Raw genomic sequence first — 19,260 nt, forward strand, 5'->3', positions numbered from 1 at the left:
TTTCTCTTTCGCAGGCACCTGTGTTTGTGCTAAACAGTCGCTTGGGCCTCTCTTGTGCCACCGCCTGCTGCTCCATCCGTTCGGACTTCACTGCCTGCGGCTATCCTTTTCCCGAAGTTACGGATATATTTTGCCGAGTTCCTTAACGAGGGTTGTCCCGCGCACCTTAGGATTCTCTCCGTGCCTACCTGTGTCGGTTTTGGTACGGGCGCTTTATTTCTCACTAGAAGCTTTTCTCGACAGTGTAGCTCATTCAAATTCGGCTCATCCGTAGATTTACCTATCTATCACTTCTCGGCTCTTATGCAGCGGATTTGCCTGCTGCACAGCCTACCGGCTTCGACGTACTCTTCCATCCGTACGCTCAAACTGCTTGCTGTGTCACTCCATCATTCAAACAAAATAAAACGGTACAGGAATTTTTGCCTGTTGTCCATCGCCTATGCTTTTCGCCTCGGCTTAGGTCCCGACTTACCCTGGGTCGACGAGCGTTGCCCAGGAATCCTTAGGCTTTCGGTGGAACAGATTCTCACTGTTCTTGTCGTTACTCATACCGGCATTCTCTCTGCTGTACACTCCAATGCTCCTTACGGTACATCTTCAGTCGCATACAGTATGCTCCCCTACCCAGAATGTACTGCTACATCCTGCCACGGCTTCGGTTCTGTGCTTGAGCCCCGGATATTTTCGGCGCAGAGCCTCTCGACCAGTGAGCTATTACGCACTCTTTTAATGATGGCTGCTTCTGAGCCAACATCCTGGTTGTTTATGAAGTCCTACATCCTTTTCCACTTAGCACAGCATTTGGGACCTTAGCCGGTGGTCTGGGCTGTTTCCCTTTCGACTATGGGTCTTATCACTCACAGTCTGACTCCCAAGTATTTTATTACAGCCATTCGTAGTTTGACTAGGGTCGGCAGGCTTTACGCCCCCTTGCCTGATCAGTGCTCTACCGTCTGTAATCTTCCCTTGAGGCTAGCCCTAAAGCTATTTCGGGGAGTACCAGCTATCTCCGCGTTCGATTGGCATTTCACCCCTATGCACACCTCATCCCAAAGTTTTTCAACACTCACGGGTTCGGTCCTCCACGCATTTTTACCTGCGTTTCAACCTGGGCATGCATAGATCACTGCGGTTTCGGGTCTACACCATATTACTTGCCGCCCTATTAAGACTCGCTTTCGCTTCGGCTCCATGTTTTCCATTTAACCTCGCAATATAATGTAACTCGCCGGTTCATTCTTCAATAGGCACGCCGTCGCTCTCTTACGGAGCTTCGACTGCTTGTAGACATACGGTTTCAGGTTCTATTTCACTCCCCTTCCGGGGTTCTTTTCACCTTTCCCTCACGGTACTATGCGCTATCGGTCGCCAGGTAGTATTTTGCCTTGGAGGGTGGTCCCCCCAGCTTCTCGCAAGGTTTCTCGTGCCCCGCGATACTCTGGATACTGACCATGCTGCCCCACTTTTTGCCTACCGGGGTTTTACCTTCTATGCCTGACCTTTCCAAGTCATTTGGCTAAATGTTTCAGCATTTTTGTCAGTCCTCAACCCCATATTACCGAAGTAATATGGTTTGGGCTTTTACCCATTTCGCTCGCCGCTACTTTGGGTATCTCGTTTGATTTCTTTTCCTCCGGGTACTTAGATGTTTCAGTTCCCCGGGTTTGTCTTCCTTTCGGATGATAGAACTTTTTCTATCGGGTTGCCCCATTCGGATATGTACGGATCAATAGATGCTTGCTCTTCCCCGTACCTTTTCGCAGCTTACCGCGTCCTTCTTCGACTCCTGGCGCCAAGGCATCCACCATATGCCCTTGTTCACTTAACTTATCAGTATTGCTTGGTTATTATTATCCCTGCCAGTGCTTTAAGCTCTGCCTGGTATCATAATAACTGCCGCAATCTGTTTTTGCATTTCATAATCTTACTTATAAAATGCCACCTTTGCTATAAGTTCATACGTTTTATCTTGGCGTATTTCTTTATAATCCTTTGTGCTTGGTCCAACTATTCCCTCGCCATTCTCATTTTCACAAGTTTGGCATTGGTGATAATTGTTCTTTGCTTTTCTTCTGTGTAGTTTTCAATGTGCAATTTGGTGGGCCTAAGTAGACTTGAACTACTGACCTCACGCTTATCAGGCGTGCGCTCTAACCAGCTGAGCTATAGGCCCATTCTCTTCTGGTGGAGACGAGGAGATTTGAACTCCTGACCCCCTGCTTGCAAGGCAGGTGCTCTCCCAGCTGAGCTACGCCCCCATTAGTCCTAGCTTTTTTGAGGGAAGAAACCCTCAAAACTAAACAATACATCAAGCTTCTCAGTTGCAGCTGCCTGCCCCTGATATGCTTGTTTCCAGATGTACTCGACAGATTTTATTAAAAATCCTTAGAAAGGAGGTGATCCAGCCGCACCTTCCGATACGGCTACCTTGTTACGACTTCACCCCAATCATCGCCCCCACCTTAGACGGTCGGTTCCATAAGGCCCTTTCCCGGCTTCGGGTGTGAATGACTTTCGTGGTGTGACGGGCGGTGTGTACAAGGCCCGGGAACGTATTCACCGCAGTATGCTGACCTGCGATTACTAGCGATTCCAACTTCATGCAGGCGAGTTGCAGCCTGCAATCCGAACTGGGGGATATTTTTTGGGTTCCGCTCCAGATCGCTCCTTCGCTTCCCTCTGTGTATCCCATTGTAGTACGTGTGTAGCCCAGGACGTAAGGGGCATGATGACTTGACGTCATCCCCGCCTTCCTCCGCGTTGTCCGCGGCAGTCTCATCTGAGTTCCCACCTTGACGTGCTGGCAACAGATAATAGGGGTTGCGCTCGTTGCGGGACTTAACCCAACATCTCACGACACGAGCTGACGACAGCCATGCACCACCTGTTTTCTTGTCTTCCGAAGAAGAAATATCCATCTCTGGATACGTCAATCAATGTCAAGCCCTGGTAAGGTTCTTCGCGTTGCGTCGAATTAAACCACATACTCCACCGCTTGTGCGGGCCCCCGTCAATTCCTTTGAGTTTCAACCTTGCGGTCGTACTCCCCAGGCGGGATACTTATTGCGTTAACTCCGGCACAGAGGGGGTCGATACCCTCTACACCTAGTATCCATCGTTTACGGCTAGGACTACCGGGGTATCTAATCCCGTTCGCTACCCTAGCTTTCGAGCCTCAGCGTCAGTTACAGTCCAGAAAGCCGCCTTCGCCACTGGTGTTCTTCCCAATATCTACGCATTTCACCGCTACACTGGGAATTCCGCTTTCCTCTCCTGCACTCAAGATTGCCAGTTTGGACCCCATCACGGGGTTGAGCCCCGCACTTTTAAGATCCACTTAACTATCCGCCTGCGCTCCCTTTACGCCCAATGATTCCGGACAACGCTTGCCGCCTACGTATTACCGCGGCTGCTGGCACGTAGTTAGCCGTGGCTTTCTAACAAGGTACCGTCATGCATTACCGATATTAGCGATATTGCCATTCGTCCCTTGCAACAGAACTTTACGATCCGAAGACCTTCCTCGTTCACGCGGCGTTGCTCCGTCAGGCTTTCGCCCATTGCGGAAGATTCCCCACTGCTGCCTCCCGTAGGAGTCTGGGCCGTGTCTCAGTCCCAATGTGGCCGTCCATCCTCTCAGACCGGCTACTGATCGTCGCCTTGGTGCGCCGTTACCGTCACCAACTAGCTAATCAGACGCAGGCCCATCTCCAAGTAATAGCCAAAGCCATCTTTGATAAAAGCTTCATGCAAAGCTTTTATAACATTCGGTATTAGCACCCCTTTCGGAATGTTGTCCCCATCTTGAAGGTAGGTTGCCTACGCGTTACTCACCCGTTTGCCACTAGGCTCTTACCGAAATAAAAGCCCCGTTCGACTTGCATGTGTTAAGCACGCCGCCAGCGTTCGTCCTGAGCCAGGATCAAACTCTCCATTAAATTTATCGGAGAGCCAATTTGGCTCTTTCATTTGTTGTTTAAAGAATTGTTTCAGGTTTATATTTAAACCGCACATCTGGTATATTTTAGAAAACATATAATGATGTATTGTTCAGTTTTCAAGGTGCCTGCCTCAACGAGTCAGCTTTTATATTTTATCAAAAACCTTTTCGTTTGTCAAGAACTTTTTTAAGTTAAATTTCTTTAGCCCTCTAAGTCCCGGCCGCTCTCTCGAGCGCAGAAATTATTATATCTAATCCTGTATATTTTGTCAATACTTTTTCTTATCTTTTTTCTTCCTTTTTTTATCTTAATAACAAAAAACAGGCAAAGAGCATATAAATAAATATTTTATCATGCTGCTTTACCTGAAATCTGACCAATATAGATTTACTTATATTCTTGATGCGATGCATAAGCATTGTGATTGTGAATTGACTCAAAATTTTCACATTCAACAGAAAAATAATCTATCTTATCCAGCTTACGCAGTGCCAATACCAAATCCCTCAATATATCTTCTACAAACTTGGGGTTATCATAAGCGGTTTCCGTAACAAATTTTTCATCTTCACGTTTTAAAATCGGATATACTGCGGATGAAGCTTGTTTTTCAATTATACCTGCCATTTTTTCAATAGTGATATCATTTTCCTTACTAAATTTTACGGCTCCCTTTATTCTACTGCGCTGATTATGTGCTCCATATGCAGATATTTCCTTACTGCACGGACATAATGATGTTACAGGTACCGTTACTGCCATTGTAAAATCTAAAGGTTCATTTTTTATTTTATCACCTATAAACATGCAGTCCACATCTAATAAGGACTTTTTTTTACTTATCGGTGCGGCTTTTTTTATAAAATATTTAAAGCTTATAGCAATATGTGCTGATTTAGCCGATAATTTACAAAGAACATGTTTTAATAATTCATCAACAGTCAAGAAATTTAATGGTCTATTGGCAGATTCATGTAATATTTCCATGAATCTGCTCATATGTGTACCTTTATATTCCATTGGTAAATCAACTGTAAAACGTTCAATTGAGGCTGTTACATGCTGAGAACCGCCCTCTTGTGCTGCCACCAAAAATGGAATCCAAGCTCTACTGATTCCTACACGTTGAATGGCAATTCCTCGTGTATCTCCCATATTCTGGACATCTTTCAAAACATTATCACTCCATGTACTCAATTGGGTCCTTTAATCCGGCTTCTGCAAAACCTCTTAATCTCAATTTGCAGCTATCACAGTGTCCACAGGCTTTTTCTCCTCCATTATAACAACTACGTGTCAAAGCAAATGGAGCCTTTAATTTTGTTCCTAGCAATACAATATCTTTTTTTGATAAATTTTGTAATGGAGTTTCTATTTTTATTTTTTTATGCTCAGCCGCTGTAGCTTTTGTGGCAAAATCAGCTAAATCTTGAAACTTTTTAATGAACTCTGGTCGACAGTCTGGATAACCGGAATAATCCACTGCGTTTACTCCAATATATACATAAGGCGCGCCTAATACTTCTGCGTATCCCAATGCATAACTCAAAAAGATCAAATTTCTGGCTGGTACATAAGTAACTGGTACATCCTCAGTATCAGGATCACGATCAGGAACATTTATACTTTTGTCTGTAAGTGCCGATCCACCTATTTGATTCATATTTGTGTCTATTATCAAATGGCGCTTAGCATCAAAAAACGCCGCAACTTTTTTAGCGCTTTCTAATTCTATACTATGTCTTTGATGGTAATTAAAACTTATCGGATAAAGATCATAATTTTTACTCTTAGCTACTGCCATACAAACAGTCGAATCCAATCCACCCGATAATAAAATAACGGCTTTCAAAAACTTATCCCCCTTATATATGTGCGTTAATCTTTGGTCTTTTTCTCCTGAGTGTTTCCCTTTTTAACATTATTTGAAGAAGTATTATTATTAGTCTTTTCTACTGCCTCTTTTTTACTTTTAGACTTAGCTATTATTAAATTAACAACACTTTTTTCCTTTAATTTTTCGCCTGATCTGGGTGACTGACCTAAGACTGTTCCCGGAGCCTTATCACTTTCCTGTTCTGAAATACTGCCTATGGTGAAGCCTGCTTTTTCCAGAATAATCTTAGCTGTATTCAAGGTATTACCCGTTACATCAGGCACAGATACGGTCTTAACTTCTTCTCCCTTGCTAATAGTCAGGTTAACAGCATTGCCTTTTTCTATCTGCATTCCTGGTATAGGGTCCTGACTTAAAACAACACCAGCCGGTTTATCTGAAGCCACAGCTACAATATTGCCTATTTTTAATCCAGCCTTCTGAAGTTGTCTTTCTGCATCTTCTTTAGTAAATCCTGTAACATCAGGAACACTTGTTGTTTCCGCTCCTTTACTTACATACAGTGTTATCTGACGTTCTTCCTTGACTTTAGTACCAGCATTTGGTGTCTGAGAAACAACATATCCCTTAGCTATATCTGAATTGTAAACTTCCGTAACCTGAACCCGTAAATTTTTACTTGTAATAATGGTTTTAGCCTGTTCAACAGATTGACCGACAACATTTGGCACAACTACTTCCGTATTACTCCAAAATTTACCAAATGATAAAAAGGCTCCTGTAAAAAAACCCAGCAGCAGTATAAAAACTAAAAGCATAATGAATTTTTTTGATTTCATTATAGAATGTATAGGCTTTTTGCTTGTAATATTTTTATCAGTGTTCATTGCTTCTGTTATTTGATTACGGGGTATAACTCTTGTTGCATAAGGATCATTTCTTTCTTCACCATCAGGAAATAACATTTTTTGCGCTTTATGTATTTCTAAAATCATCTGCGTACTGCTAAAGCGTTTCTGTGGATCTTTTTCCATTGCCTTGAGTACTATTGCCTCTACAATAGGTGGTACATCAGGACGAAGCTCGTGTATTGGGACAGGTATTTCCTGTAAATGTTTTAAAGCTATACTTACAACATTTTCTCCTTTAAAAGGCACCTCACCTGTAAGCATCTCATAAATTACTACTCCCAGTGAATATATATCTGATTTTGGTGTTATAGCATTTCCCTGTGCCTGTTCCGGTGATATATAATGTACCGAACCCACTACATTGCCACTATATGTCATAGTAGCTGAAGAAGCTGCCCTAGCAATACCAAAATCAGCAACTTTTACCTGTCCATTGGGTTTTATCAGGATATTGTGCGGTTTTATATCACAGTGGATCAAATTATGCGTATGGGCATGTTCTAAAGCCTCAACGATTTGTCCACTTATATCGAGAACATCTGCAATGGAAAGCTTTCCCTCACGCTGAATCTTATTTTTAAGAGTTTCCCCTTCAACATATTCCATAACAATAAAATATTGTTTATCCCATTCGCCAACGTCATAAATATTTACAATATTTGTATGTGATAGTTTAGCTGCTCCCTGAGCTTCTTTTTTAAAACGGACAATAAACTCCTCATCATTAGCAAATTGTGGATGAAGTATTTTTACTGCTACATAACGGTCCAAAAGCTGGTCGTGAGCACGATAGACGGAAGCCATTCCTCCATCACCAATGCGCTCTATCAATTCATAACGTTCGGCTAATATTTGTTTAGACATCATTTTTGATCCTCCTTAAGCATGGTGTTTATTATATCTTTTATTACCGGCGCAGCCTCTGAACCGCCATAACCACTATTTTCTAAAATAACTGCAAAGGCAATATGTTTTGTCCCAACCTGAGCTGTTCCTATAAACCACGCATGATCAGCTCCAAAAGGATTTTCTGCTGTTCCTGTTTTGCCAGCTATAGTAACCCCCTTTACAATTGCCTTTCTGCCAGTTCCTTGCAATACTACAGCCTTCATATAATTATCTATTATATTCGCTCTATCTGGCGTAGTTACCTCTTTAAATTCAGCGGGCATAGTAGTATGAATCACCTGCCCTTGTGGTGATAATACTTGTGCTACTAAATATGGTTTCATACATTTACCATTATTGCCAAAAGCTGATGCCAGCATCGCCATTCTTAGCGGCGACACTAACAAGTCAGCCTGGCCTATACCAACTTGAGCTGTTTCGCCCTTACTAAGTTTAGGAAAATTAGGAATATGCGGCATTTGCGCAGCAAAATCAGTCTGAAAATTATCATAAAACCCAAATCTTTTAAAAGCCTGTTGGAGACCCTCACTGCCCATCTTAACAGCAAGACCAGCAAACATAACATTACTTGAATGAATCAACCCTTGTTCCAAATTAATTGAACCATATACAGCTTTATCTGCTTCACCAATTTTCTGATTATTACCTAAATCATAATATGGCCCGCAGTATATTTTTTCAGTAGTATTTATTACATTTTGTGCTAGTGCAGCATCAGCAATCATTGGTTTTATCGATGAACCAGGTGGATAAAGCCCCTGTGCCGCCCTATTCAGTAAAGGACTGGCTTTATCGGCATAAAGTTTCTTCCAGTCTTCATCTACTGTATTGGGGTTAAAAGATGGCTTGCTCACCATTGCCAGTACCGCACCTGTGGCAGCATCCATTACCACAACAGCCCCGCGTCTGTTTCCCATAGCATCCCATGCACTTTTTTGTATGTCTGCATTTAAAGTAAGTTTTACACTATTGCCCTTTTCTACCATAAAAAGCTGTTCAATAGGCCCTAGTTTATGAAGCGTCATATTAATACCACATAAATTACTATTCTGTGACTGCTCAATTCCAGCGCTGCCAATATTTTTCCCCAAATAACCAACAGGTGCCGCAAATAATTCATTATAAGGATAAATTCTTTCTATTTTTTCTCCACTTTTTTTACTATAGGCAATTTTTTTCCCATTGCAGTCCATAATATCACCACGTAAGGTATTATTAGCCCTATTAGCAATACGCGGATTTAACGGATTATTAGTAAACCAATCACTTTTTATCACTTGAATATATGATAAATTAATTATTAATAAAACAAACAACACAATAAAAACACGCATTATCCTAAACATATTTTTATTCATATTATTATGCACAATTGTTCTCCTTTGCGCCTATTGCTAATATAAGCCCAATAGCGATAAAACTGGCGGTCATAGAACTTCCTCCATAGCTGATAAAGGGCAGCGTTATTCCTGTCAGGGGCAGCAGTTTAGTTACTCCCGCCAAAATTATAAACGCCTGTAAAAGCATCGTTGCTGATAAACCAAAAGATAGCAATTTATATTTCTCATCAGTACATGTTAAAGCAATTTTCATACCACGGAAAAATATTAATAAATATGTCAAAATTACGCTGAGTACACCCAGAAGACCAAACTCTTCTCCTATAGCCGAAAAAATAAAATCTGTATATACAGCAGGAATTATATCCGGTGAACCATGCATAAAACCAGCACCAAAAACGCCACCATATCCTAAGGCAAATAATGATTGGACTATCTGATACGCCTTTCCCATTGGATCAGCCCATGGATTAAGCCAGATAGCCACTCTAACTCGTACATGCCCAAAAAGCATATAACTAATAAATCCTGAAAAAATAAAAAATACACCTGACAAAAAAAGGTAGGATTTATTACTTGTAGCCGCATATGTCATCATTACTGCCATGCTGAAAAAAAGCAAAGCTGAACCTAAATCGCGCTGATAAACAAACATTAGCAAAGCCATACTCCATATCAATACCAGAGGAGCAAGAAATCTAAGCGGTGGTAAATACAAAAATATCCAGTGCCTATTAGGCAGATTAAGTGTATTTTTATTTTCCTGCAGATAAGACGCCAAAAAGCCCAAAATCAATAACTTGGCAAATTCTGACGGTTGAATTTGAAAAGGACCAATTAAAATCCAATTTTTATTACCACCTATATCAGTCCCAAATAAAAGAACAGAACCAATAATAATAATACTTCCTAAGCCAAGCAAATAAGGATAATCAAGGAATTGCAATATCTTATCGGCAAAAGTGACGGTAAGACCAAGCAGAATAAAACCTATGCATATCCATTCAAATTGAGCTTTAAATAAAGTTGGTTTCAAGCGAAGAATCATTATTAAACTTATGCTGCACAAAAAAATAACCAAAGGCAATATATAATTATCAACATTTTTAAGATATATCCTGACAATGAACAACCCAGCCAAAAATAATATTGCTGCGGCTGCCGCTATTACTAAATTAGCATCGGTAATTATTTTATTATGTAAATAGAAAATACATACTGCTAAAATAATCACTAATGATGGTAACAGTAATATTTTCTTTTTTAAATAATTCATCAAAATTCCACCACAATTGCTGTTATATTGTCTAGTCCACCATTTTCAAGAGCTTCATGAAGCAAAACATCTGCTTTATTATTTATAGTTTCATCAAGTAATATTTCCCTTATTTTTTTATCTTCTACCATATTAGTTAACCCATCTGTCGAAAGTAAAACCTTATCGCCTGGCAAAATAGAAAACTCACCTGTATCAACTTCAATGGCATTCTCCACCCCCACAGCACGTGTAAGAATGTTTTTTTGTGGATGATGCAAGGCTTCTTCTGCTGTTATTGTACCATTTTTTACCCACATATCTACTAATGAATGATCTGTTGTTATCTGCACCAGCTTACTTTCATGCATATAATATATTCTACTATCTCCTATATGCGCCCATAATATTCTGCTGTTTTGCAGTAGAATCAGGCTGGCTGTAGTTCCCATGCCTGCAAGAGCTTCGTCAGCAGCTGATTTTTGTAAAATTACATTATTTGCCCTTATAATAATCTGTTTTAGCATTTCTTCATTATACTTAAAAACGTCATCATTTTTTAAATCCTTTTTCACTTCTTCAATAAGTAACTTACTTGCTACTTCCCCAGCAGCATGTCCACCCATTCCATCAGCAACAGCATAAACATAAGGCTCCATACAAATATAGCTGTCTTCATTATTGGTGCGTACCAGTCCGACATTACTGCCACATGTTACGTTCACTGTCATCACCTCTCAAATTTAAGTACAGTAGTACCTATTTTTATTATATCGCCATTTTTTAAAAATGTTTTTCCCATTATCTCCTGACCATTCACATATGTATGATTGCGACTGCGCAGATCTTCTATCTGGTATTGGTTTTTCACTGGACTTATTATCGCATGATGATGTGATACATATGCTTCAGATAAAATTATATTATTATCGGCACCACGCCCCAATGTCAATGTTTCACTGAATAATATCCTTTTATTAATCAGTTTATCATCATAAGTTTCTAATATAGTAAGCGCTGCTTTATGATTTATTTGTGCTTTATCTTCATAGGCTTCAGTATGAAGTTCATGGTATATTGCACTCATTACTTTATAAATAAATGCACATATGCAAAACAATACTGCATATTCTAATATTATCATCAATATATTTATTGTCATTAAAGTACCTCATACAACAGCTGACTGTTTCCCATAGAAATAACATCTTTGTTCTTCAGACATAACTGCTGAATCCTTTTCCCGTTAACAAATGTACCATTTAAACTATTGGCATCAGATAATATATGACGATAATTTTTAAAAGAAATATACGCATGCAGCCTGGAAACATTTAAATCAGTTAACAAAAATTCATTTTCTTCGCGGCGACCGATATGTATCTGCTGCTCACCAATTTCAAGATGTGCATCTATATCCTGTCCCTTGACAACTGTCAGCCCCGCATAAAAATGCTCTGACGGCATTGCTGCCGCCTCTTCAATCGTAGGTTTTTTTATTACAATCGTGCATTCTGCCACATCATTCTTTACACTATCTGGTGTATTTTCTCTGAAAAGAGAATTTATATTACAATTACCTTTTTTCATAGAAGACTGTCGACAAAATTTTATACACAATTGTCCTGCAATAAATAAATTTTCCCGTATAACATTACGCACAATATATTCATACAACATTTTTTTTGATTTACGCGAACAAATACGCTCATAGTCAGGTTCACTCATTTCTACTTCGTAATAGTTCGGCACAAATAAAACATCATTCATTTTTTTGTGATTGCGATTTATAATGTGCATAACATTCTTTTGAATTTCAACGAATTGTAAATCACTGGCAAATTTACTATTAAAGAATCCTTCAATATGCTTCTCCAAAAAAGTTTCCATTTTAGAAAATGACATTTCTATCTCCTCGTTATTTTATTCTAATTGAATATTACTATTATATGCAAAATTACATACTAAGTCAAAAATATAATGTACTTAAAAATAACTATACACGCCTATACAAACAAATACTATCCATATCAATATAAACATAAAAATAACCGCTATATCTATTGACTTTTTCTTCATATAATATATAATATTAAGCAATAATAGTTTTCCATATAATTATATGTATCATGGTAGATAATATTATCCTTTGAATAAAGTAATTATTCTCTGGATAATAAAGTTCTGCCTAATCTAATATAAAACATAACAATAAAAATATATTATTTATATTTTATTGACAATATGTTAATCCATATCATTATCATGTTATATATTAACTTAGATACTGTGTATGGTAAATAAAATTAAATTCATATAGGAGAGGTTAAGATGGAATTAAAAGGATCACAAACAGAAAAAAATTTACTTGCTGCATTTGCTGGTGAATCTCAGGCTCGTAATAAATACACATTCTATGCTTCTAAGGCAAAAAAAGATGGTTATCAGCAGATTGCTCAAATTTTTGAAGAAACTGCCGGTAATGAAAAAGAACATGCTAAGATTTGGTTCAAACTTGTACACGGTATTGCTGATACTCCTGAAAATCTTAAAGATGCTGCCGCCGGAGAACATTATGAATGGACAAGCATGTATCCTGGTTTCGCTAAAACTGCCCATGAAGAAGGCTTTACTAAAATAGCTAATCTTTTTGAAATGGTCGCAAAAATCGAAAAAGAACATGACGAACGTTATGAACTTCTTTTAACTAATATTAAGGAAGATAAAGTATTCAAAAAGAACGAAAAAGTAATTTGGATCTGCTCAAACTGCGGCTATGTATGTGAAGCTACAAATGCTCCCCAGATCTGTCCTGTATGTGCACATCCACAAGCTTTCTTTAAAGTTCGTGCCAATAATTACAAATAATTTTATGCTATTCATAGCATAAAGATAAGACCACCGGCTATTTTGAGCTAGTGGTCCTTTTTTGTTTGAGCATATGAAAAAATCTCTGTAAAAAAACTTTCTCTCGAAGTTATAAGGCCTTCTAATGATGTAAGGAAGAGTAACTTGTAAAAATATTAGAATTAATATTAACTTTGCATTATACTGGTGCGGTAATATATAGGAACCTATATAAAAACTGTTTTTTATCTTTCCATTAAAATCAAGGGAAAACAAAAAACTACTCATTTTCAGCATCTAAATATGCGTTACGGAGCTGTCCGCATGCGGCATCAATATCTGTTCCCATTTCTTTTCTTACTGTATAGTTAACATGACGTTTATCCAACACAGCTAAAAAAGTTTTCATACGCTGCGGCGATGGTCTGTCAAAATTTCTTTCCTTTACTGGATTTATCGGAATGATATTTAGATTTGCCAGACGATTCCGCAATAAATCAGCCAATGCATGTGCCTGGGCTATGTTATCATTTAATTCATTGATCAATATATATTCATATGTTATACGCCGCTTTGTTTTTTCTGCATAATAATCGGCTGCCTTCATAACATTTTCTAATTTATACCGTTTGTTTACAGGCATGAGCTGAGAACGCAGCTCATCATCAGGAGCATGCAGGGAAACTGATAAGGTTATGGGCAAATCTTCATCAGCCAATTTTCTCATCATAGGTATAATACCAGATGTTGATAATGTAATATTGCGATAGCCAATATCCATGCAGTACTTTTCATGTACCAGCCTAATAAACCCCAGAACGTTATCATAGTTAAGCAGCGGCTCACCACTTCCCATTATAACGATATTATTGATCCGTTCATTGTCTTTTCTAACTAGTTCCTGACTTTTTAAAGCCTGGGCAAGCATTTCCCCCGTAGTAAGATTACGCTGTAGTCCGTTTAAGGTAGAGGCACAAAAAGTACAGCCCATATTACAGCCCACTTGTGAAGATACACAGATACTATTACCATAATTCTGCCGCATTAAGACTGTTTCTACTGCGGCTTTATCGGTAAATTCCAACAACATTTTTGTAGTTCTTTTATCTTTTGCTTCTCTCTTTACAATAACATCTCCTGTTTCAATTGTATATAAGTCTGTAAGCTGCTGCCGTAGTGGCAGCGGTAGATTTGTCATTGCTGCAAAATCATATGTGTTTTTCTGATAAAGCCATTCTACTATCTGTTTGGCCCGAAATGGTGGAAATCCACCCGGCTGCAATTCATTTTTCAGTTCTGTCAATGTAAGCCCAAAGATATTTTTAGTCAAATCTTTTCCTGCTTTCTAAAATAAAGTTTGTCAAAAAAACTATCATTATTTTTTCTTTAATCGGGCAATGAAAAACCCATCAGTATTATTTATATGCGGCATTAACTGCAGCATATTATTATCGCTGGTCAAACCTGCTGGAAGGAACTGATCAATATTATCTAAAATAAATTCAGGATTCTTTTGTAAAAATTTATTTACAACATCATTATTTTCCTCCCGATTTATTGTACACGTACTATAGACCAGTATACCGCCTTTTTTTACTGTCATAGCAGCACTCTGCAGTATTTCATACTGTAGCTGCGGCAGTTTTTTTAATTCTTCTCTGCTTTTGTTCCAGCGGGCATCAACTTTCCGGCGCAATACACCCAGGCCGGAGCAGGGAACATCAGCCAGAACTCTATCGGCCTGCCCTTTATATTTTTCTCCCAGCAAACGGGCATCAGATAAACTATATTCTATATTTGTCAATCCCAATTTCACGACATTTTCTGTAATAAGCTTAATTTTATGCTCATAAATGTCATTGGCAATAACTCGGCCCTTATTTCCCATAAGAGTTGCAATATGCGTGGTTTTGCCCCCAGGAGCACTACACATATCAATGACCATGTCATGTGGTGAAGGCGCTACAACATGTGCTACCAACATCGAACTTTCATCCTGTACTATGGCTGAACCATCACTCAAAGCTCCTATTTTACTCAGAGCCGGATGGTCATCACATATTATACCCTCATCACAAATATTTGATTTGTGACAAATAACACCATTTTTTTCTAAAACATTTACTAGTTCATTAGGAGCTATTTTTAAAGTATTGCATCTTAGAGAAAGCGGGGCATTAGTATTATTGAACTGGCACAATTTAATCGTTTCCTCTACACCTAACTTTTTAATAAAAAGTTTTACCATCCATTCCGGATGCCAATATTTCAATGCAATATACAAGCTTTTGTCATTGCTGACTTTATTAAAATCGCCTTTACTCTCATCTCGCGAAAGAGTCCTCAATACAGCATTTACAAATTTAACGGTCCCTGTATGTCCATGTTTTTTAGCCAATTTTACGGATTCATTACAAGCTGCTGAAACAGGAACTTTATCCATATATAATAATTGATATATTCCCATCCGTAAAATTATTTTTATCATAGGATGTATTTTTTTTAACGGCATTTTAATATATTGGCGCAATATCCATAAAAGAGTATCCCCTGCTTTTACCGTACCATATACAAGTTCTGTCACAAACCGCCTGTCTTTATCTGCCAGTTTATTTTTTTTTAAAAACCGTCCCAGAGCTATATTGGCATATGCCCCGTTATTATATATATCTAACAAAATCTTAAAAGCTGCTTCTCTGGCATTCATTATCTTTTTTTATCTCCATCTTCATTTATTATATATTTTTGTATCATTGCTTTAACTTCTACTAAATCAACCGTAGTATTATAACATGGCCCATTGGGTCTTATATTCAGCACACCAACAGCTGGTAGAGGATAAACATCCTGTATACCGCTTGTCAAATCCCGTTCACAGGCAATTGCCAGAATAAGCTTTGGATGCATTTCACGAACCAGTTTTCTCGCCAGTGTTCCCCCTGTAACAACGTGAAAATGGAAGCCGACTTTTTCTGCCATTTTCAACATTTCTCCAATAGCACAGCCACCACATTTATGGCAGTTATTAACATCGTAGGTTATTTTATATTTACAAGATGCCAGCTGCAGACAATGTGGTGAAAGAACCAGTAAATCTTCTGGTTTTACTTTTATATGCCTGTATTTTATAAGTCTGTTATTAAGATTTACAAATGAGCGTTCTATACTGCGGCGTGATATTTTTAATATCCGGCCCCATAAAAGTATTAGCGGAAAAAGCATATTTACCATATGATAAATAAATTTATGTCCAAAACTAAATCTGGCCAGCGGAGATATTATAATTATAACGTTCAAAAGGGTAATGGTCATAACCACAAAAATGATTATACATATACCAAGAAAAAATGATGGCAGGCCCACAGATATTTCTCTGAGACCTAAATAGCTTATTTTACCAATAATACCAGCTATAATAAATAATGTTATTATACTCAAAAACATTAATAAAGGCAAAAGTATCTTTTTATTTTCTCCCATATTTCATACTCCATAACAAATAACAAAATTTTATCGTTAAAACTGATTTTTAATAATCACTTTATTTGTCATAGTTATTATTATTTTATAGAAAATTTTTAGCAGTTATTTTCAATTTTTGCTATAAATAATTAATAAATAACCAGTTTTATAATAATATTTTTTAATTCCACTTTAAAGTTTATCACATTCCCTAAAATAAGACATGTCTGTCTTTATTATTAATTTTTTTTATTTGTTTCTGCCGAAGTCTGCTTATGAAACTGCATACGATAATACCTGGCATATAGACCATTCTTTTGCATAAGCTCTTCATGACTGCCACGTTCTGTAATATTATGATGCCGTATTACAAGAATTTCATCTGCATTCTGGATAGTGCTAAGACGATGTGCCACTACTACAGTTGTACGATTTTCCGCTAGTAAATCCAACGATTTTTGAATATAGCGTTCACTTTCATTATCTAACGCACTTGTTGCTTCATCAAGTATTAAAATACGGGGATTCTTTAAAAATACTCTGGCTATGGAAATACGCTGCTTTTGTCCACCTGAAAGCCTCGTTCCCCGTTCCCCTACCAAGCTGTCATATTTATCTGGCAGACTCATAATAAAATCATGTATATTAGCCTGCTTTGCCGCGGCAATAATTTCCTCTTCTGGTGCATTAGGCTTTCCATAGGCTATATTTGACTTTATTGTTCCATTAAACATATAAACATCCTGTTGTACAATCCCTATATTATTTCTTAAAGAAGCAATCTTTATATCTCTTATATCTCTCCCATCAATACAAATAGATCCGTCTGTTACATCATAAAAACGTGGCAAAAGTGAACAAATCGTCGTTTTTCCTCCGCCTGAAGGTCCCACTAAGGCAACAGTGTTACCTGCTCTTACCGTAAAGCTTATATTTTCTAAAACATTCTGGCTGTCTTCGTAGGAAAAAGAAACATTTTTGTAAGCTATATTGCCTTTTACTTTCCCAATATCTATTGCACCCAATTTATCTTTTATTGCAATATCAGTATCTATTATATCAACAAATCGGCAAAAACCTGTATAACCTTTCTGAAACTGCTCAGTAAAACTTATAAGCATATTTATTGGTTTTAAAAATATCCCTATATAAAGCGCAAATACTGCCAAGTCAGTTGGTTTTAACATATTATGTGCTATAAAATAGCCACCTGCCGAAAGCACTGCCATATAACTCAATCCGACAAAAACGCCACCTCCGGCAACAAAACGTCCCATTGCCATATAGCTAGCATTTTTAGACGCAAGAAACTTATCATTACTTTTTTTAAATTTAGCATGTTCAAGCACTTCATTACCAAATGATTTGACTACCCGTATTCCCGCCAGGCTATCCTGCAAAGATGAATTTACATCAGCTATTTTCTTTCTATTATCAAGAAATACTGCTTTCATTTTACGATTCTGCCATACGCCAAAAAATAGCATTAGCAACATTATGGTAAATAATATTGCCGACAGCTGTACATTTATCATTCCCATTAAAATAAAAGCTCCGGTAATTTCCAATATTGCCAAAAACAGATTTTCTGGTCCATGATGCGCCAGTTCTGAGATGTCAAATAAATCGGAAACAAGTTTGCTCATCATTATTCCTGTATTATTTTTATCATAATATGAAAAGGACAGTGCCTGATATTTTTCAAATAAAATACGTCTCATTTCACTTTCCATGCGCGCTCCCATTATATGACCCCATGTTGTTATATAAAGTTGTGAAAAATATCTTATTACATAAAGAACTATCATTATAGCAGCTATATAAATACAACCTTTTATTATTTCGTTCTGCGGTCCCACGAATAACGTATGCGTCGCATAATATAAAAGCTGTGGAAAAGACAGATCTACAGCAGCCACTAAAGTCGCACAAATCAAATCGAAAAAAAATAACCGCATATGCGGTTTGTAAAATTCAATAAAACGATAAAAAACTTTCATACTTTACCCCTTTTATTCCACTTTCATCCCTTTTAATTTATCACCAAATAAATCCCCCAGTGAATATGTCATCGGACTGCTTGGTTTCAAAACATTCAATACAGGATCCATGACTTTTTGAAAATTCTTTTTATCACGTGACAAGATGAAAATACGAGCTGTATTTTCAGCATCCCATAAAGCATCATGCATTCTGCCAACAAAATTTTCTCCCATTGCCCCGACAGCTGCCCGTAATGTTATCATCCTGTTTAATCCAAGCATTGAACAATATTCTTTTTGTAAATCATACCACGGACAAATAAGCACTGGATAATTTTCTAATTTCATTTTTTTGAGAGTAACTTCCTGTTCTATCTGCCTGCGGTCATTTTCGCTCCACGCGTAAACAGATAAAGCTTCATCCTTGTTGCAATATACCTTGAGCCATTGGCCAAATTCCTGCATTGCTATTGCAAAATACGGAGCATCCTCTACTAGTTCATTTGTAACACCTGTAAGTTTTTCATAGCGTTTTCCTATAGGATTATACTGTGGTTTTACATATTGACGGTACTGTGCCGTTTTTTTATAGCTGTCATCTACTATAACAGCTCCTATTTCTACTATCTCATTCTTACAAATACAGCGTTCTTCTTTAAATTTATTTATTATAGGATTCATCTCTAAATCAATAATAATATATTTCATAAATTATATCCTCTCGGCATACGAAACTATCTGTAATACAAATAATAAATATTACTGTTTATATT

General features: G+C 37.7%; 14 protein-coding genes, 2 tRNA genes and 2 rRNA genes (1 of these 18 cut by a window edge). 1 reads left to right on the plus strand and 17 read right to left on the minus strand.

What is annotated here, in order from left to right:
- The 12 genes from I6760_RS01215 to I6760_RS01270 all read right to left on the minus strand — a co-directional run.
- Positions 1–1,831 (minus strand): 23S ribosomal RNA (locus I6760_RS01215); it reaches 1,089 nt to the left of the window's first position.
- Positions 1,832–2,099: 268 nt separating this feature from the next.
- Positions 2,100–2,176 (minus strand) — tRNA-Ile (locus tag I6760_RS01220).
- Between the two features lie 9 nt (positions 2,177–2,185).
- A tRNA-Ala gene (locus I6760_RS01225) sits at positions 2,186–2,261 on the minus strand.
- A 131-nt stretch (positions 2,262–2,392) separates the two neighbouring features.
- A 16S ribosomal RNA gene (locus tag I6760_RS01230) occupies positions 2,393–3,941 on the minus strand.
- Together the 16S and 23S rRNA genes with 2 tRNA genes alongside form the textbook arrangement of a ribosomal RNA operon.
- A 390-nt stretch (positions 3,942–4,331) precedes the next feature.
- Positions 4,332–5,117, minus strand: coding sequence for a GTP cyclohydrolase FolE2 (gene folE2 / locus I6760_RS01235; RefSeq protein WP_196594709.1), 786 nt, complete (start codon positions 5,115–5,117; stop codon positions 4,332–4,334).
- A gap of 7 nt (positions 5,118–5,124) precedes the next feature.
- A complete protein-coding gene (gene queC, locus I6760_RS01240; protein ID WP_196592717.1) occupies positions 5,125–5,796 on the minus strand; it encodes a 7-cyano-7-deazaguanine synthase QueC in 672 nt (223 codons plus the stop codon).
- A gap of 26 nt (positions 5,797–5,822) precedes the next feature.
- Positions 5,823–7,559 (minus strand): Stk1 family PASTA domain-containing Ser/Thr kinase, encoded by a 1,737-nt coding sequence (pknB, locus tag I6760_RS01245; protein ID WP_231036029.1) that lies wholly within the window; start codon positions 7,557–7,559, stop codon positions 5,823–5,825.
- Positions 7,556–8,971 (minus strand): peptidoglycan D,D-transpeptidase FtsI family protein, encoded by a 1,416-nt coding sequence (locus I6760_RS01250; protein ID WP_330997933.1) that lies wholly within the window; start codon positions 8,969–8,971, stop codon positions 7,556–7,558. The genes pknB and I6760_RS01250 overlap by 4 nt, the downstream gene beginning before the upstream one ends.
- Positions 8,964–10,217 carry an FtsW/RodA/SpoVE family cell cycle protein gene (locus I6760_RS01255; RefSeq protein WP_196592718.1) on the minus strand — a complete coding sequence of 418 codons (1,254 nt, stop codon included), beginning with the start codon at positions 10,215–10,217 and terminating at the stop codon, positions 8,964–8,966. The genes I6760_RS01250 and I6760_RS01255 overlap by 8 nt, the downstream gene beginning before the upstream one ends.
- Entirely contained in the window at positions 10,217–10,921 is a 705-nt protein-coding gene (locus tag I6760_RS01260; RefSeq protein ID WP_330997934.1) for a Stp1/IreP family PP2C-type Ser/Thr phosphatase, read from the minus strand. The genes I6760_RS01255 and I6760_RS01260 overlap by 1 nt, the downstream gene beginning before the upstream one ends.
- Before the next feature lie 5 nt (positions 10,922–10,926).
- Positions 10,927–11,358, minus strand: a complete 432-nt coding sequence (locus I6760_RS01265; protein ID WP_196592720.1) for an FHA domain-containing protein — start codon at positions 11,356–11,358, stop codon at positions 10,927–10,929.
- Positions 11,358–12,101: an FhaA domain-containing protein gene (locus tag I6760_RS01270; RefSeq protein ID WP_196592721.1), complete on the minus strand. Its 744-nt coding sequence runs from the start codon at positions 12,099–12,101 to the stop codon at positions 11,358–11,360. The genes I6760_RS01265 and I6760_RS01270 overlap by 1 nt, the downstream gene beginning before the upstream one ends.
- A 426-nt stretch (positions 12,102–12,527) precedes the next feature.
- Between I6760_RS01270 and rbr the strand changes: the two genes are divergently transcribed.
- A complete protein-coding gene (rbr, locus tag I6760_RS01275; protein WP_196592722.1) occupies positions 12,528–13,064 on the plus strand; it encodes a rubrerythrin in 537 nt (178 codons plus the stop codon).
- Positions 13,065–13,323: 259 nt separating this feature from the next.
- Here the strand turns inward: rbr and rlmN are convergent, their stop codons facing one another.
- The 5 genes from rlmN to I6760_RS01300 form a co-directional block, all read right to left on the minus strand.
- Positions 13,324–14,373: a 23S rRNA (adenine(2503)-C(2))-methyltransferase RlmN gene (gene rlmN, locus I6760_RS01280; protein WP_196592723.1), complete on the minus strand. Its 1,050-nt coding sequence runs from the start codon at positions 14,371–14,373 to the stop codon at positions 13,324–13,326.
- A gap of 45 nt (positions 14,374–14,418) precedes the next feature.
- The gene (gene rsmB, locus I6760_RS01285) at positions 14,419–15,750 is read right to left on the minus strand and encodes a 16S rRNA (cytosine(967)-C(5))-methyltransferase RsmB (protein WP_196592724.1); all 1,332 of its coding nucleotides are present in this window, start codon (positions 15,748–15,750) and stop codon (positions 14,419–14,421) included.
- A complete protein-coding gene (locus tag I6760_RS01290) occupies positions 15,750–16,523 on the minus strand; it encodes a DUF116 domain-containing protein (RefSeq protein WP_196592725.1) in 774 nt (257 codons plus the stop codon). Before I6760_RS01290 ends, rsmB begins: the two co-directional genes overlap by 1 nt.
- A gap of 221 nt (positions 16,524–16,744) precedes the next feature.
- A complete protein-coding gene (locus I6760_RS01295; RefSeq protein ID WP_196592726.1) occupies positions 16,745–18,505 on the minus strand; it encodes an ABC transporter ATP-binding protein in 1,761 nt (586 codons plus the stop codon).
- Between the two features lie 12 nt (positions 18,506–18,517).
- Positions 18,518–19,195: a 3'-5' exonuclease gene (locus I6760_RS01300; RefSeq protein WP_196592727.1), complete on the minus strand. Its 678-nt coding sequence runs from the start codon at positions 19,193–19,195 to the stop codon at positions 18,518–18,520.
- Positions 19,196–19,260: the final 65 nt, after the last annotated feature.

The organism is Pectinatus sottacetonis, from assembly GCF_015732155.1.
GTDB lineage: Bacteria > Bacillota > Negativicutes > Selenomonadales > Selenomonadaceae > Pectinatus > Pectinatus sottacetonis.